The sequence below is a fragment of the uncultured Hymenobacter sp. genome (genome assembly GCF_964242765.1).
Lineage (GTDB): Bacteria > Bacteroidota > Bacteroidia > Cytophagales > Hymenobacteraceae > Hymenobacter.
In genome coordinates, this window is record NZ_CAXTBM010000026.1 from 26,212 (window position 1) to 41,287 (window position 15,076).

At 53.3% G+C, this 15,076-nt stretch carries 11 protein-coding genes and 1 pseudogene; 4 read left to right on the forward strand and 8 right to left on the reverse strand.

Annotated features, from left to right (window positions below; all coding sequences use genetic code 11):
- Positions 1–483: 483 nt before the first annotated feature.
- Positions 484–1,602: a Gfo/Idh/MocA family protein gene (locus ACFE7X_RS12640; protein WP_375436032.1), complete on the forward strand. Its 1,119-nt coding sequence runs from the start codon at positions 484–486 to the stop codon at positions 1,600–1,602.
- A 271-nt stretch (positions 1,603–1,873) separates the two neighbouring features.
- Here the strand turns inward: ACFE7X_RS12640 and ACFE7X_RS12645 are convergent, their stop codons facing one another.
- Positions 1,874–2,500 (reverse strand): sugar transferase, encoded by a 627-nt coding sequence (locus ACFE7X_RS12645; protein WP_375436033.1) that lies wholly within the window; start codon positions 2,498–2,500, stop codon positions 1,874–1,876.
- Positions 2,501–3,435: 935 nt separating this feature from the next.
- Between ACFE7X_RS12645 and ACFE7X_RS12650 the strand changes: the two genes are divergently transcribed.
- From ACFE7X_RS12650 to ACFE7X_RS12660, 3 genes are all read left to right on the forward strand, one after another.
- A complete protein-coding gene (locus ACFE7X_RS12650; protein ID WP_375436034.1) occupies positions 3,436–3,603 on the forward strand; it encodes a hypothetical protein in 168 nt (55 codons plus the stop codon).
- A 387-nt stretch (positions 3,604–3,990) separates the two neighbouring features.
- Positions 3,991–4,620: an RNA polymerase sigma factor gene (locus ACFE7X_RS12655; RefSeq protein WP_375436035.1), complete on the forward strand. Its 630-nt coding sequence runs from the start codon at positions 3,991–3,993 to the stop codon at positions 4,618–4,620.
- A 729-nt stretch (positions 4,621–5,349) separates the two neighbouring features.
- Complete coding sequence (locus tag ACFE7X_RS12660; RefSeq protein WP_375436036.1) at positions 5,350–5,769, forward strand: STAS/SEC14 domain-containing protein; 420 nt, start codon at positions 5,350–5,352, stop codon at positions 5,767–5,769.
- Between the two features lie 173 nt (positions 5,770–5,942).
- On the opposite strand, the gene rplT is transcribed toward ACFE7X_RS12660, so the two are convergent.
- The 7 genes and pseudogenes from rplT to ACFE7X_RS12695 all read right to left on the reverse strand — a co-directional run bounded on the left by rplT (position 5,943) and on the right by ACFE7X_RS12695 (position 14,874).
- Entirely contained in the window at positions 5,943–6,287 is a 345-nt protein-coding gene (rplT, locus tag ACFE7X_RS12665; protein ID WP_245125272.1) for a 50S ribosomal protein L20, read from the reverse strand.
- A gap of 156 nt (positions 6,288–6,443) precedes the next feature.
- Complete coding sequence (gene rpmI, locus ACFE7X_RS12670) at positions 6,444–6,638, reverse strand: 50S ribosomal protein L35 (RefSeq protein ID WP_331146648.1); 195 nt, start codon at positions 6,636–6,638, stop codon at positions 6,444–6,446.
- 198 nt (positions 6,639–6,836) lie between these two features.
- Positions 6,837–7,394: pseudogene (gene infC, locus ACFE7X_RS12675) on the reverse strand (translation initiation factor IF-3); the annotation flags it as partial.
- A 256-nt stretch (positions 7,395–7,650) separates the two neighbouring features.
- Entirely contained in the window at positions 7,651–9,600 is a 1,950-nt protein-coding gene (thrS, locus tag ACFE7X_RS12680; RefSeq protein ID WP_375436037.1) for a threonine--tRNA ligase, read from the reverse strand.
- Positions 9,601–9,734: 134 nt separating this feature from the next.
- Positions 9,735–10,856, reverse strand: a complete 1,122-nt coding sequence (locus ACFE7X_RS12685) for a tetratricopeptide repeat protein (RefSeq protein ID WP_375436038.1) — start codon at positions 10,854–10,856, stop codon at positions 9,735–9,737.
- 138 nt (positions 10,857–10,994) lie between these two features.
- A complete protein-coding gene (locus ACFE7X_RS12690) occupies positions 10,995–11,861 on the reverse strand; it encodes a hypothetical protein (RefSeq protein ID WP_375436039.1) in 867 nt (288 codons plus the stop codon).
- A 226-nt stretch (positions 11,862–12,087) separates the two neighbouring features.
- Positions 12,088–14,874 (reverse strand): DNA gyrase/topoisomerase IV subunit A, encoded by a 2,787-nt coding sequence (locus tag ACFE7X_RS12695; RefSeq protein WP_375436075.1) that lies wholly within the window; start codon positions 14,872–14,874, stop codon positions 12,088–12,090.
- Positions 14,875–15,076: the final 202 nt, after the last annotated feature.

Sequence of the window (15,076 nt, forward strand, 5' to 3'; positions counted from 1 at the left end):
GGCACGCCGATGGTTGGGCAACCGGCCAAGTGTAAGGAGTTTGCGTATTAGCGAACGTCAGCGCGTGGTGAACATCCTCCAACACCAGCCGCTGGCCAGCAGAGTGGTAGACAGCCGGCCCGGTAGTGAGCGTGATTTTATAAAAATCCTTGCGGCTATAGACTCCAACAAGCTCCGTAGTGGAGAGAAAGTCTTTCAGCCGCCATGCGCTGAAGCTTCCTCCACCCCGCAAGCTACCGCTTGGAAGCAGGGAAAGCATAGCAGTAGAGTAAGAGTTTGGTGGAAATGCTGTAGAACCTGCATAAGCGCTAACGACAATAAGCCAGGGAAATACGCTTATACTCGTCCTTATCAGCCCATGATCCAGTGGCAGGGCACACGCATAGAAATCTAAAACGCCCACGCTTTGCTTTTCCCGCCGAATTGAGCGCACCCCATTCGCTGGTGGCTACCTTTCCATAATCCTCACTCTTTCTTAGCCTGATGTTCAAAATCCTTACCTCTCTTGCTGCCCTGCTTTTGTTGCTTTTGGCGGGTCGTTTCACTGCTGCTGTTACTGCCCAAGATTCGACCTCAGCTCCCCTGCGCGTGGGCATTGCGGGGCTAACCCACGCGCACGTGCATGGACTGCTAGGTCAGGCCCAGCGGGGCGACATTCTCCTCGTAGGTATTGCCGAGCCCAACCGCGACCTGGCTGTGCGCCTCACCAAGCAGTATGGCCTGAGCATGAAGCTCGTTTACAGTTCACTGGAAGAAATGCTGGTGACAACCAAGCCGCAGGCAGTTACGGCCTTTGGCAGCATCTACGACCACTTAGCCGTGGTGCAGGCCTGCGCACCCAAGGGCATCCACGTCATGGTGGAGAAGCCACTGGCTGTCAGTCTCGTTCATGCCCGTCAGATGGCGGCACTCGCCACGAAGCACCACATTCATCTGCTCACCAATTATGAAACCACCTGGTATGGCTCCAACCTGCGGGCCTACCAACTAGTGATGCAGGAGAAAGCCGTGGGTCAAATTCGAAAGGTGGTGGTCCATGACGGTCACCAGGGGCCGAAAGCCATCGGGGTGAACCCCGAGTTTCTGGCCTGGCTAACCGATCCGGTGCAAAACGGCGGCGGGGCACTAGTGGATTTTGGCTGTTACGGGGCCGACCTGATGACTTGGCTCATGCAAGGCGAACGGCCCGTGTCCGTGACGGCCATCACCCAACACCTTCAGCCGCAGGTTTACCCCCGCGTAGACGATGAGGCCACTCTGCTACTGGCCTACCCCACGGCCCAAGGTATTATTCAGGCGTCCTGGAACTGGCCGTATTCCCGCAAGGATCTGGAAATCTACGGCCAGACGGGGGCAGTGTTCGCCCTCGATCCTAGCCACCTGCGCGTGCGCCTAAGCGAACGAGCCCCCGCGCAGGAAATTACCGTCGATGCGCCCAAAGCACCGTACCATGACCCTTTCGCTTACCTAGCGGCCGTGGTTAGGGGGCAAGCGCCAGAGGATGTTTTGTCTTCTCTGTCCACCAACCTAATAGTCGTCGAGATTTTGGAAGCTGCTAAAAAGTCCGCGCAAGAGGGCAAAACTGTGTACTTGCGTAAATAAAACCTCTCCCGCGTAGCTTGCCGGCAAGCTACGCGGGAGAGGTTTTCCAACAGTTTTTTCCTGCCCGTTAAAACCAGCTTTTGTCCGGGCTGAAGGCGTAGCTGCTGCGATGCTTCAATGTAAGCCTTCTACACAGGGTTAAGCTGTGCGGCTATTGGTGTAATTGTCGAACCCCTGTGGTTGTAAGAAGGCTCGCTTAACTTACTCGTTATAAGATTGACGTGGTAGCTACTCGGCGTATTACATGCACTTGCTATGAATGCAATAACCTTTAAAACACATGCTCTTGGGGACGCAAGGCCTGGACCACAGTTTGTCCCACAATTTTGAGGTCCAGCCCAAACGACCAGCTTTGAATGTACTTCAGGTCTGCTTCTACGCGTTTCACCATCGCCTCCGTTTCTTTGGTTTCGCCGCGGTAACCCGACACCTGGGCCAACCCCGTGATGCCGGGCAGAATGGTATGACGCGCCATAAAGTGGTGGATCAGCTTGGAGTAGTCTTCGGTATGGCGCAGCATGTGCGGGCGGGGCCCGATAACCGACATTTCGCCCTTGAGCACATTGATAAACTGCGGCAATTCATCTAAGCTGGTCTTGCGCAGAAACGCACCAACTTTGGTGATGCGGCTATCGCCTCTGCTGGCCTGCTTGTGGTGAGCATCGGCACTCAGGCGCATGCTTCTAAATTTGAGGCAGTAAAAGGGCTTGCCATTTTTGCCGGTACGCAATTGTTTGAAGAGAATGGGACCTTTCGAGTCGAGCTTGATGAGCAAGGCAATGAGGGGCAACAGCCAGCTCAGCAAAAAAAGGACGACGAGTGTCGCAAAAACCAAATCAAATACCCGTTTCTGTTTCGATCCTTGCACGATAATCCGGGGGCTAGCAAGAGGAAACATGTTGGGGGCCGATAGGTGTTGAGTTAGTGGTGAGGCAGGCTCGCAGGTGAGTAGCAAGGGGCTCATTATTGCAGGAATCTAAGAGAGTAGGAATATGATGTAATGATACGGTATTACAGACAACTTAGATGCATATAATCTAATTTTTTAGAAGAATGTTAATATAATATAATTTTTCTTGGCATTATCCAATGATCTTTGCTTGTTCGTAGTGAGCAAGTTTTTTTAGCCAATTTTCCACTTGGTTAAAGCACTCCTTATTTTTTCCAGTCGTGAACTGTAACTATGGTTGACGGCCAGTAGATGGCAGTGGGAAGAAGTCTCGGCTAACACAGTTAAAGACGCGCGGCAGGACTAGCGTATCTACTCAAGAGCAGTTAGTGGGTGTTTCGAATTCGGAAACAGCTTAAAGTATGCCCGTAGGCTGGGAGTCGTTTTTTCCAATCTTTAACTCACGAGTTGAGAGAGGAAATCGGGGCTGCAATGGCAGTAGATAGGTTGATGAAAATCAGAACCTTTTCTTGCCTAACGAGGTAGTACAGCTCTTTTTGATTTCGACGATCTTCCAACTTTACTTTCCGGCACTGCGGCACTATGCAAAAGAGTAGGCTCCGAAAGCAAAGTATGGGCGGCTAGTATCCCGTTCTCTTCTGCAAGCTCTTTCAGAAATTTCGGACTCTTGAATTGCCACTTCTGTAGGGCTGACTTTATTTACTATTTTCCAACGCTGCTCGCTCACGAAGGTGGATGCTGCCTTGATCAGCAGGATCCTGGCGGCGAAACATTAAAGGCATCACCCATGCCTACAATCCGCACGGGGTCAGCCGACCACAAACGCAATAAAAGTCTGCGCCTCCTTAGCTACGCCGGTGCCGCGCATGAGGTAGTGGACGCTAAGTAAGGCTCTGGAAGCAGAAGAGTCTTTGAATAGGACGGTGAAACGCTTCTACAAAGCCTCGTACTGGAACCCATTGATTATGAACGCCGTGCATTTGCAGTGCGTGGCCGAGCAACTGGACGATCATGGCGTCAACGCGGGCACTTCCCGGCCGGCCAGAATACTCCAACATGTGTACACCACCGAGTTTACACGCATTTTATAACTACCGCACGAGCAGATTCTCTCCAACTGAAGACCCGAGACTAACTTCTTGGCATCGTTCCTTTTAGGAGCTACTCCTGAAAACCAACAAGTGGATGCAGAAGTACCTGAGCAGTTAAATGAGCCGAACCCGAGAAAGCTTAACTAACGGCCTGCTTTCAAGGCTAGGTTCGGGGAAGCGTTACTTTTCACCTACAACGAAGCACAGGAAATAGTCAGCCGCCGAAAGACGGCAAGTTGAGTCAAGGAGTACGCTGCGGCAATTGCCCAAACTTAGCCGCTCCGATACGCCGTTTTTGGAGTCTGCCCGGTGGCCTGCATTCTAACTGGCCTAGAGTTTGCTACTTCAAGGAGTAATTACTTTTCTGCTCCTTTCCATTTTCCGCCTATGTCCTTGTCTACTACCGCTGCCTCCGAGCAGGAACGCGTTTTTTCTCTGCGTGCCCGCCAAGATATAGCGCTTATTCAGGCCGCCTTGGCCGGCCAGGCTAAGGCCTACGAGGATTTGCTCGCCCGCTACCGCAAGCCAGTGCACTACTTAGTGTTGCGCATGGTGAAGAACGCCGCTGATGCCGATGATCTAACGCAGGAAACCTTTGCCAAAGCATTTCGGCACCTGGCCCGCTTCACCCCCGACTTTGCTTTTAGTACGTGGTTGTTCCGCATCGCCACCAACCATACCTTGGACTTTTTCCGGCGCAAGAAGCTCCCGACGCATTCGCTGCAGGCAAGCGTGTTGGGGGGTGACGGGGACCCACTATTTCTGGAGGTAGCAGATCGGAACCCAAATCCGCAAGAAGCGCTGATCCAAGCACAGCGCAAAGAACTCGTGCAACATCTGGTGCGCCAATTGCCCGCTCGCTACGCCCTAGTGGTGCGTCTGCGCTACTTCGATGAGCTGCAATACGAGGAGATTGCCGTGCAGCTTGCCTTACCGTTGGGCACGGTGAAAGCCCAGCTGTTTCGAGCCCGCGAACTTTTGCTAGACCTAGTGAAAAACAACCAAGCTGCGCTGTAAGCGAAACGTCAGGGAAGTAAGTCACTGGTCGTTGGCCAACAGTAAAGTTAAATAACTATAGTAGTCAATCTGCAACCAAGCTGTAACTAGTAAGAGTTAGCGTAAACCAGAACCCTAACCGACTCTAATCATTTCTTTTCAATCAATTTTTATAATGCTTTTCCCTGTTTAGCGGCAAACTAAATAAAGCTTCATAAGATAGTAACCGTCATATAATCAATATTTTATCTATACATTACTACCAAGCAAGGTCAAAGTGGCTATTCTACACTAGTATTATGCTTAATGACACTCTAGGTCAGATTTTGACAGTGGAAGCTACCGCCTAGTGGCAAAGACGATTACTGCTGTACTCACCAAGCTAATGCCTCTTTATTTGCTTAGTGATCCATGTATAAACAATGCATCCAAAGAAGAGCATTGGACTATTCCGGATACTGAATTGATTAGAGCAAATTAAATGGCTATTGCTCGAGGAGATGAGTTTGCTTGTTACCTGAGATAAGAGTGTAAGTTATCCACTCAACACTTTTCTACCTTTGTCCGCCCTAGGTTTCAAGAATTGCACGGTCTACAAGAAAAGGCTAGCAATACGGTCAGGAGTTGTTTCCGTCCAACCATTTCGATAAGTTAGCCACACTTCCCTTTCCCCTGCCTCCTCCTTAGCTGCTAATAAGGAGGCAGGGCAAGAATCTACCTCGGCATGTTACCTTCCCACTTTACTATTTTATGGTCAAAGAATTAACCAACGGTTTTGGCAAGGTTTATCTAACCATCGAATATGATGCGGTTAATCGGTGGGTTTATAATAATTGGATAGGCTATCAAACCTACATCGGCATCATTGCCGGAGCCGATGCTTGCTTGCACCCACTACGAGAAAATGCCTGTCTCTGCCTGCTCAATGACAATCGCCAAGTTATTGGTCCATGGGATCATGCCGTGCAGTGGATTGTCACCGACTGGGCACCCCGCGCCACGGCCCAGGGCCTAACTCATTTTGCGCACGTAGTAAGTCCTGAATCGATGGCCGCGCTTTCGGCCGAGGCTATGCACATTGGGATTAGTGGGCGCCTGCAAATGCGTATGTTCGGCGATATAGAAGAAGCCCAAGCCTGGCTACGCACGGCTCGGTCACAGAAGACGTAACGAGCAATATCCATTCTACTACGCCTTTTTCCTCCCGTTGACTACAGTTCTCACAATAGCTAAGATTAGGCAGAGTGTGTAGGCTTTGCTTTTTCTATAGCGACTATACCAGCAAGCAACAAAAAGAGCCTGACCACATTGGTCAAGCCCTTTTTATTGCTTGCTGGTATAGCTTACTTAACTTTTTCCACGATGCCGCGGAAGGCCTCGGGGTGATTCAGAGCCAAATCGGCCAATACTTTGCGATTCAGGTCGATGCCAGCCTTCTTCAAACCGCCCATCAACTGCGAATAGGACAAGCCGTGCTCACGAGCACCAGCATTAATACGCTGAATCCAGAGCGCGCGGAACTCACGCTTCTTGGTCTTACGGTCGCGGTAGGCATACAGCAGACCTTTTTCAACGGCGTTTTTGGCAACGGTCCAGACGTTCTTGCGACGGCCGAAATAGCCTTTCGCCAAACGCATTACTTTTTTCCGACGATGGCGCGAAGCCACGTGGTTGACACTTCTTGGCATAACCTGTTGTTTTTTGGCGGTCGGCGACAGAGCGTTTTCGCCTTGTCTTTGTTTTTAGCCGGACGCCTGGTTGAAAAGTTTGAATCGTAATTACTATACGCCAGTTGTCGAAACTATTCTAACTAAGAAAGTGGTTGACAACCAACCATTGAGCAATTACATGGTGAGCATGTCTTTCACACGGTTCATGTCCGCCGAGCTCACCAAGGTAACGTGCGTAAGATTACGCTTCTGCTTGGTCGTCTTTTTGGTTAGAATGTGGCTTTTGAAAGCGTGCTTACGCTTGATTTTGCCGGTACCGGTCAGCGTGAAACGCTTTTTGGCGCCGGACTTGGTTTTCATTTTCGGCATTGTGGAGGTGATAAGAAGTGAAAAAACTGCGGCGGTCGGCTGCCTAGGGCCAGGGCGCCAGCGTAGAAAACGGCCGAAGCCATTGGAAAAAACTTGTTATTCAGCAGCAGGCTCGGGAGCGGGTTGAGTGGCTGCTCTTGGAGCTGGCTGACCAACTTTTCCTGCTTCCTTAGGAGCAGGAGCAGCCACTGGCTTGGGCTTAGCAGGTGCTATTACCTTCGGGGCTAGGTAGAGAAACATACGCTTGCCTTCCAGCTTGGGCAATTGCTCTACTTTAGCCAGATCTTCCAGCGCCTGCGCAAACTTAAGCAACAGAATCTCGCCTCGCTCCTTGAAGACGATGCTACGCCCCACAAAGTGAACGTAGGCCTTGATCTTGGCACCTTCTTTCAGGAATTCCTGCGCGTGCTTCAGCTTGAAAGCAAAATCGTGGTCATCGGTATTAGGTCCGAAACGGATTTCCTTCAGGATAACTTTGGTTTGCTTGGCTTTCAACTCGCGGGTCTTCTTTTTCTGCTCGTACTTGAATTTCGAGTAGTCGATGACGCGGCAAACGGGCGGAACGGCAGTAGGCGAAATCTCAACAAGGTCGAGGTTTTGCTCCTGCGCAAAGCGCCGGGCTTGATCAATTGAATAGATGCCTTGTTCGATGTTATCACCGACGAGGCGCACTTCCCGAGCCGTAATCTTCTGATTGATTTTAAACGGCTCCTCGACCTGAGCGCGAGGAATATAGCGGCGATTGGGGGTAGCTATGGCTGGTTCTCTTGAAGGGTGAGCTAAATACTTTTCTAAGACTGAAATGACATGAGACAAGCTCAATGGGTTCAATCAGCGGGCAAATATCCGCCATTTTTTCCAAACGCTCAAAAAAGCCTATATAAAATTGCCGTTAAGCATTGGCAAAAGCCGTCGTTTCGAGTCGTCAGCAGGGCCTTACGAGCATTGAATTTCTTTGTTCGAGCATCCAAATCACTCATAAGGTCCCACTGAAGATCCTAAAGCTTGGTTGTTAAGCTCTTTGGCCGTCCATCATGTCGGCGACCTGGGTTTGGAAACTCTTAATGAAATCAGCAATTGGCATTGAGCCGATGTCACCTTCGCCGTGCTTACGAACCGAAACGATCCTGTTTTCCTGTTCCTTCTCTCCTACAATGAGCATATAGGGCACCTTCGACACTTCGGCATCGCGAATCTTGCGGCCGATTTTTTCGTCGCGGTGGTCTACCATGCCGCGCAGTTCAGCTTGCACTAACGTATCATGAATCTGCTGGGCATAGTCATGATACTTTTCGGAAATAGGCAGCACAGCAAACTGCTCGGGCGAAAGCCATAACGGGAAATTACCGCCGCAGTGCTCGATGAGCACGGCTACAAAACGCTCCAGCGAACCAAATGGCGCGCGGTGAATCATCACGGGACGTTGCCGCGAGTTGTCGGACGCCACGTACTCCAACTCGAAACGCTCGGGCAGGTTGTAATCGACTTGAATGGTGCCTAATTGCCATTTGCGTCCGATGGCGTCGCGCACCATGAAGTCGAGTTTAGGACCATAGAAAGCGGCCTCACCTAGTTCGGTTACAGTATTGAGATTTTTCTCTGCGGCCGCTTCCTGAATAGCTGATTCGGCCCGTGCCCAGTTTTCATCAGACCCGATGTATTTGGTTTTGTTCTCGGGGTCGCGAAGTGAAATTTGAGCAGTGAAGTCAGGAAAATCCAGTGCCTTGAGGACGTAAAGAACAATATCAATAACCTTGATAAATTCTTCCTTTACTTGATCAGGCCGGCAGAAGATGTGCGCGTCGTCTTGCGTGAAGCCGCGCACCCGCGTTAGGCCATGTAGCTCACCGCTTTGCTCGTAACGGTATACGGTACCAAACTCGGCCAGCCGCACTGGCAGGTCGCGGTACGAGCGGGGCTTGGACTTGTAGATTTCGCAGTGGTGCGGGCAGTTCATGGGCTTAAGGAAGAATTCCTCGCCCGGGTTCGGCGTTTTAATGGGCTGGAACGAATCGGCGCCGTATTTCTCGTAGTGGCCGCTGGTTACATACAGTTCTTTGGAACCGATGTGAGGGGTCACGACGGGTTGGTAGCCCGCTTTCACTTGGGCACGGCGCAGAAACTGTTCGAGCCGTTCGCGTAGCAAGGTGCCTTTGGGCAGCCACAAGGGCAGCCCCGCTCCTACCTTCTCACTGAAAGTAAACAGTTCTAATTCCTTGCCCAGCTTGCGGTGGTCACGGCGCTTGGCTTCCTCTAGCCGCTCCAAGTATTCCGTTAGCTCTTTGGCCTTCGGGAAAGTGATGCCGTAAATGCGCGTGAGTTGTTTGTTCTTTTCGTCGCCGCGCCAGTAAGCACCGGCCACGTTGAGCAGCTTAACAGCCTTGATTGGACTGGTATCAGGAATGTGCGGTCCGCGGCAAAGGTCGGTGAAGTCGCCCTGCGTGTAAAAGGTGATGGAGCCGTCGTCGAGGCGTTCCAGCAGGTCTAGCTTGTAGGGGTCAGCCTTCTCGGTGAAGTAGGCAATGGCCTCGGCCTTACTCACTTCCTTGCGCTCGTACTGGCTTTTCTTTTTGGCCAGTTCCAGCATTTTCTTCTCGATTTCAGAGAAGTCTTCGCTGGAAATCGTGCGTCCTTCGCCTAAGTCGATGTCGTAGTAGAAGCCGTTCTCAATGCTCGGACCGATGCCAAGCTTCACGCCGGGATACAGGGCCTCAAGGGCTTCGGCCAGTAAGTGAGCCGAGGAATGCCAGAAGGTTGCTTTGCCGTCTTGGTCGTTCCAAGTCAGAATTTCCAGGTTGGCATTTTGACCAATGGGGCGGTGTAGGTCGCGCACCTCACCATTGACGCGGACACCTAACGCATTACGGGCCAGACCCTCACTGATACTGGATGCTACATCAAAGCCCGTGGCGCCATCTACAAACTGGCGCACCGAGCCGTCGGGGAGCGTGATGTTGATCATGAATTAAAAAATTGAGCTATACAAACAGCGTGAAGCCGCAAGTTAGACTTAATGCCGGAAAAGGTTGGATTGCCGGGCGTTCAAAGCAGCATCTAAGCCAACCGAATAGTTTTCCTCTCGTTTCGAGGCGGCGCTTACAATCTCGGGCGCAGCGCCGAAATAGGCTCTAGCCGCTCTTCTGGTGCCACTGCTCGCCGGGGCGTTTCATTGACGATGATACCCCGAGCCCGGTTGCCAATCTTCCACAGCTTGTAGGTCCAGTGGCGGTTGCCAGGATTTTCGTCCACCAACAACCGGTATTGCGTGGTGGCTTCCTCGTAGCGGCCCAAGTTCTCGAAACTCTCGGCTAGCATCTGCCGGGCGCCAACTAGCCGGGGGGCTCGTCGTAGGGCACGTTGCAAATGCGCAATAGCATCGGCGTATTTTCGATTTTCGTAAGCTACTAAAGCGAGGCGGTAGTCGGCCCGGTAGAAAGTGGTATCGAGTTGCACAACCCGGGCATAAATACGAGTGGCGCTGTCGGGCATATTTTGTAGCTCGAACTGGCGGCCGTAGTCGTACCAGAGCGGGCCGTGGTGGGGAGCCAACCGCAGGCCCCGGGCGGCATACACAGCCGCAACGGCGGGCTGCCGGAAAGCATTGGAGAGAAAGGCAAGTTGATGCAACGTTTCCGGCTGGCGCGGGTCGCGGGCCAAGCTAGCCCGCAGATAATCAAGCGCCTGCACTGTATCCTGGAGTCCTACGTAGGCGACGCCCTTGTAAAACAAAGCGGCTGTGTGGTCGGGCTCTTGCTGTAGCGCCCGGTCGAGGTAGTCGATGGCCGTTTGGTAGTGACGGGAAGCAAGGTGAGTTTCGCCTACCAGCAAGTTCAGTTCCGGCGAAGCATAGCCGTGTTGGGAGGCCACATCGGCGGCAGCAATGGCGGCTTGGTACTTGCCCTGTGCCCGGAGCGCACGGGCCTTGGTGAAGTGAAATTCTCCGGGCGCATCATCGAGGTCGAGGGCCATGGTAATGTCGCGCATGGCGGGCTCCACTTGACCAGCGTCCAGGCGAAACGCGGCCCGACGGGCGTAGAGCGAAGCATTGCGCGGCTGGCGGCTAATGGCGCCATCTAGTTCCTCGGCCTGAATCTTGGGGCCGCTTTGCACGGTAGCCAGGTTGACCATGGTTTCAGGCTGCTCTTCATTGGATGCCGTACCACAAGAGGTGGTAACCAGAAGCGCAACAGGAGTCAGTGAAAATAAAAAGGAACGCAAGAACGCCACGAACACGAGTTTCAACCTGCAAGTAAACTACAAAGTAAAGATAGGAACTGGGAGGGATTGTGGGCTTGAAACTGCTGATATTTGCCGTAGTCTATTTAGCAACTCTCCTGGAAGAATCCTTGCTAATGCTTACTCCAACTCCCGCAAATGATTTTGGACCTGCTTGAGCATCTTGCGGTTGAGTTGCACTAGTAGCTTACGGCAGCGCCGACTAATCTCCAGTTCTTCCGCCGTGACGGGCGTAATCTCCATGGCGTCTTGCAGGGCGGCTATGGCGCGGGTCCGTTTCTTTTCCGCTATGTGAATACGTGCTAAATCGTAAGCAAACTGAATTCGCTGGGGCTCTAGTTCGTGAGCCCGCGTAAGAGCTTCGACGGCGGCAGCACTGCTCGCTTCGTTGGGAGTTCCGCCTAGGAAAAGCCGACTGAATATCCGCTCCAGTATGTTGTAATGGTCGACGCGGAAGTGCCAGCGGCCGAGCAACTGCAACGCATCGGCAAAGTCGGGACGAACTGCTACCGCCTTGAAAATATAGGGCTGCATTTCGCGGTAGGCCAGCAGCCGGGCCCGGGCCGTAAGTAGCGTGGCTTGGTTGGCCAGCGCCAAAGCTTCGGCATAGTTGCTTTCGGCCCCCTCCGGCCGCACCACCAAGGCCCGACTAGAATAGAGCCGGGCCGCCGAGAAATAAGCAATCTTCCGGGTCTCATCGGTATAGCGCGAGCCGATGCGCACACTCAGGACGGCTGCTCGCCAGAGCGCCTCGTATGTGGCCGGTGCCTTTGCTAGCACCAATTCGTACGAGGCCAGCGCTTCCGACTCTTTATACTGTGCCTGTAGTGACTTTGCCTCGGCCAAAAGCTTGTTTATCTCAACGGACAAGGGAGATTCTGTTCGAGGCGCGGGCTTGGGCTTCGCTTTCCGAAACTGTGCATCTGCCGGCGCAGCCCACAGGCACGCCAGTAACACCAGCACAAACAAGCGAACAAACAACTTCATGACAGCGAACAGGCCCACAAAACTGCAGCTTTTATAGCAGATAGTAAGGCCATAGCACGGAGCGAGCGGAGGCTATTCCACAATGAGCGGGTAGTAATACAACGGCAGACAGACAATTACTAGTTCAGGCAACTTTGCGCTTTAAGAGTACGCGCAGCCATTCTGACACCTGCTGCCACTAATTGAAAACGCCTCACCGAAATTTGGCGGGGCGTTTTCAGTTACGTTAAAACAACTTCAGCTGCGACTTCGGGGTTTTGAGGATGGCTTGCGCCTGCGCCACTTCGGCGGCCGAAATATCCACCGGACCAGTCAATTCGGGCAGTGGCGCGCTCGACTCGTCATCGGTGCCACTTGCCACTGAGTTGGTGAGTGGGGCAGTCACCGGCCCCCGCTTCTTAGCAACTTCGCGGCGTTGAGGCTCGGGGCCTTCATCGGTGAGCAGCGTGGTCGTGTGAATCTTGAAGTAACTGAGCTTGTTGCCCATGGCCTTCCACCCTTTCACGTCGATGAACTGGTGCAGGTGTATTTTCTCGCTTTCCTTGTCGGCTTTCTTATCGCGCTGCATCTTCACTTCCAACTGCGGCGCAGGATGGCAAGTGGCGCAGAGCAACTTCGAGCCTTTGGTTTCGGAAATGAAAATAAAGCGCTTAGAGGGCGTGCTGGTTTCAATTTTAAACCGCTTCACGTAATGCGTCCGCGATTCACCTTCCACATACACGGCACTAATGACGGTATCAGGCTCGAACCTGCGCAGAATCAACATGTTGGGCATATCGAAGTGCAAAGAAAGCTCGGGTGGCGTTAGCTCGTACGTACCATCTTTATACACCCGCAGCAGCAGATCATCGGTATCGAAGGCTCCAAGATAACGGCCGTGGCCGGCGTGGTTGAGGCGCCCCACCACCGAGTCAAAGAACACCTCACGGCCACCTAATGTAGAGTCGCCGAGGCTCTTCTGCGTGATTTTCTTGATGGGCTGTTTGGTGACGATGTTGCCCATCGAACCTTTGCCTTTAATGGCCAGCTCGGCAAAATCGAAGTCGAACTGCTTCACCCGGGCTGGGGCTTTGTCGGACAGCAGGATGTTCACCACTTCCGACTCGGAATTCGGGTTGGCCGTCAGATAAAGCGTCTTAGTGCCCTTGGTGCCTTTGGTAAGGTCGTAGCTCCGGTCGCGGGTGATGCCCGTTACTAGGAAGCGCTTGGCGAAACTGATGCCGGAGGCGCCGTCTTGGTAAATCATGTTGTACACCAGCCGGTCGTCGTTCTTGTTGTAAACGCCGACGTGCAGGATGTCCTTACCAACAAAGGTTTTCTCGGCAATCCGGGTTACCATGAACGTGCCGTCGCGCTTGATGGCGATGATGTCGTCGAGGTCCGAGCAGTCGCAGACGGGCACCGCTTTTTCGTCTTTCTTCAGGCCGTGGCCCACAAAGCCGTCAGCGTAGTTCACGTAGAGCTTCTGGTTGGCTACGGCCACTTTCTGGGCCGTTACCACGTCGAAAGTGCGCAACTGCGTTTTCCGCTCCCGCTTCTCGCCATACTTTTTCAGCAGGCCTTCGAAATAATGAATGGCGTAGCGCGTGAGGTTGGCTAGGTGGTCGGCTACTTCCGCCAGCTCGGTTTCCAGCTTCTGAATGTACTCTTCGGCCTTGAAACCATCGAATTTGCTGATGCGCTTGATGCGGATTTCGGTAAGGCGCGTTAGGTCGTCTTCCTCGATGGCGCGGCGCAGCACGAGGCGCGTATCGTTGGCCCTAGGCTTGTCGCCTTCCACGCGCACAAACTTCTTCAGGCCGGCATCAATGGTAGCCAGAATATCTTCCCATGTTTCGCATTCCTCGATTTTGCGGTAGATGCGGTTTTCAATGAAGATTTTCTCCAGCGAAGCCGAGTGCCACTTTTCCTGCAATTCCTCTTGCCGGATTTCCAACTCCCGCTCCAAGAGGCGCACCGTTTTCTGGGTGCTCAGCCGCAGCATATCTTCCACTGCCACAAACCGCGGCTTATCCTCGATAATGACGCAGGTGTTGGGCGAGATGCTGATTTCGCAGTCGGTGAAGGCGTACAGCGCGTCCATGGTGAGGTCCGGCGACACGCCCGTGGGCAGGTGTACCTGGATTTCCACGGCCGCCGCCGTGTTATCAACCACCTTCCGAATCTTGATCTTGTTGGCTTCCGAGGCCTTTACGATGCTTTCCATCAGCGCCGTGGTGGTGGTGCCGTACGGAATGTCGCGGATGACCAACATGGTTTTGTCGGCCTTCTCGATGGTGGCGCGCAAACGGATTTTGGCGCCGCGCTGGCCGGAGTTGTAGTTGCTGACGTCGCAGAGGCCGCCGGTCGGGAAGTCGGGGAAAAGCTGAATGTCACGGCCCCGGAGCACGTCGATGCTAGCTTTGCACAGCTCGCGGAAGTTGTGGGGCATAATCTTGGTGCTCAAGCCCACAGCAATACCTTCTACGCCCTGCGCGAGCAGCAGCGGAAACTTGACGGGCAGCGTGGTAGGCTCGCGCTTCCGACCGTCGTAGCTCATTTGCCACTCCGTGATGTCGGGGTTGAACACCACGTCGAGGGCAAACTTGCTCAGACGGGCTTCGATGTAACGCGGAGCGGCCGCGCCGTCGCCGGTGCGAATGTCGCCCCAGTTGCCCTGGGTTTCAATCAGTAAATCCTTCTGTCCCAGGTTCACCATAGCATCGCCGATGGAGGCGTCGCCGTGGGGGTGGTACTGCATGGTTTGGCCGATGACGTTGGCTACTTTGTTGAAGCGGCCATCGTCCATTTCCTTCATGGCGTGCAGAATGCGGCGCTGCACGGGTTTCAGTCCGTCCTCAATGGCGGGCACGGCCCGCTCCAGAATTACGTAGCTGGCATAGTCCAGAAACCAGTTCTGGTACATGCCATTCACGGTAGCCACGTCATGAATGGTTTCACCGGGCGCGAACTTCGGCTCCTCTTCGGTTACCGGAGTTTCTTGCGTTGCCGGCTCGGTCTCGACGGCCGCCATTTCAAGCTGTAGCTCGTCATCGGACTCGGCGCTGCCAGTCGCAGCTTCACTGGTGAAATCAATGGTGTCGCCGGGGCTGAACACCTCGGCGGGTACATCGTGCTCGGGAGAATCGGGGTTGACCACAGACAGTAGGGATTGGTCAGCAGAAGAAAACATACGAAGAATCGTCAAAAGTACCGCTAGTTAGGCAGAGTGCCAC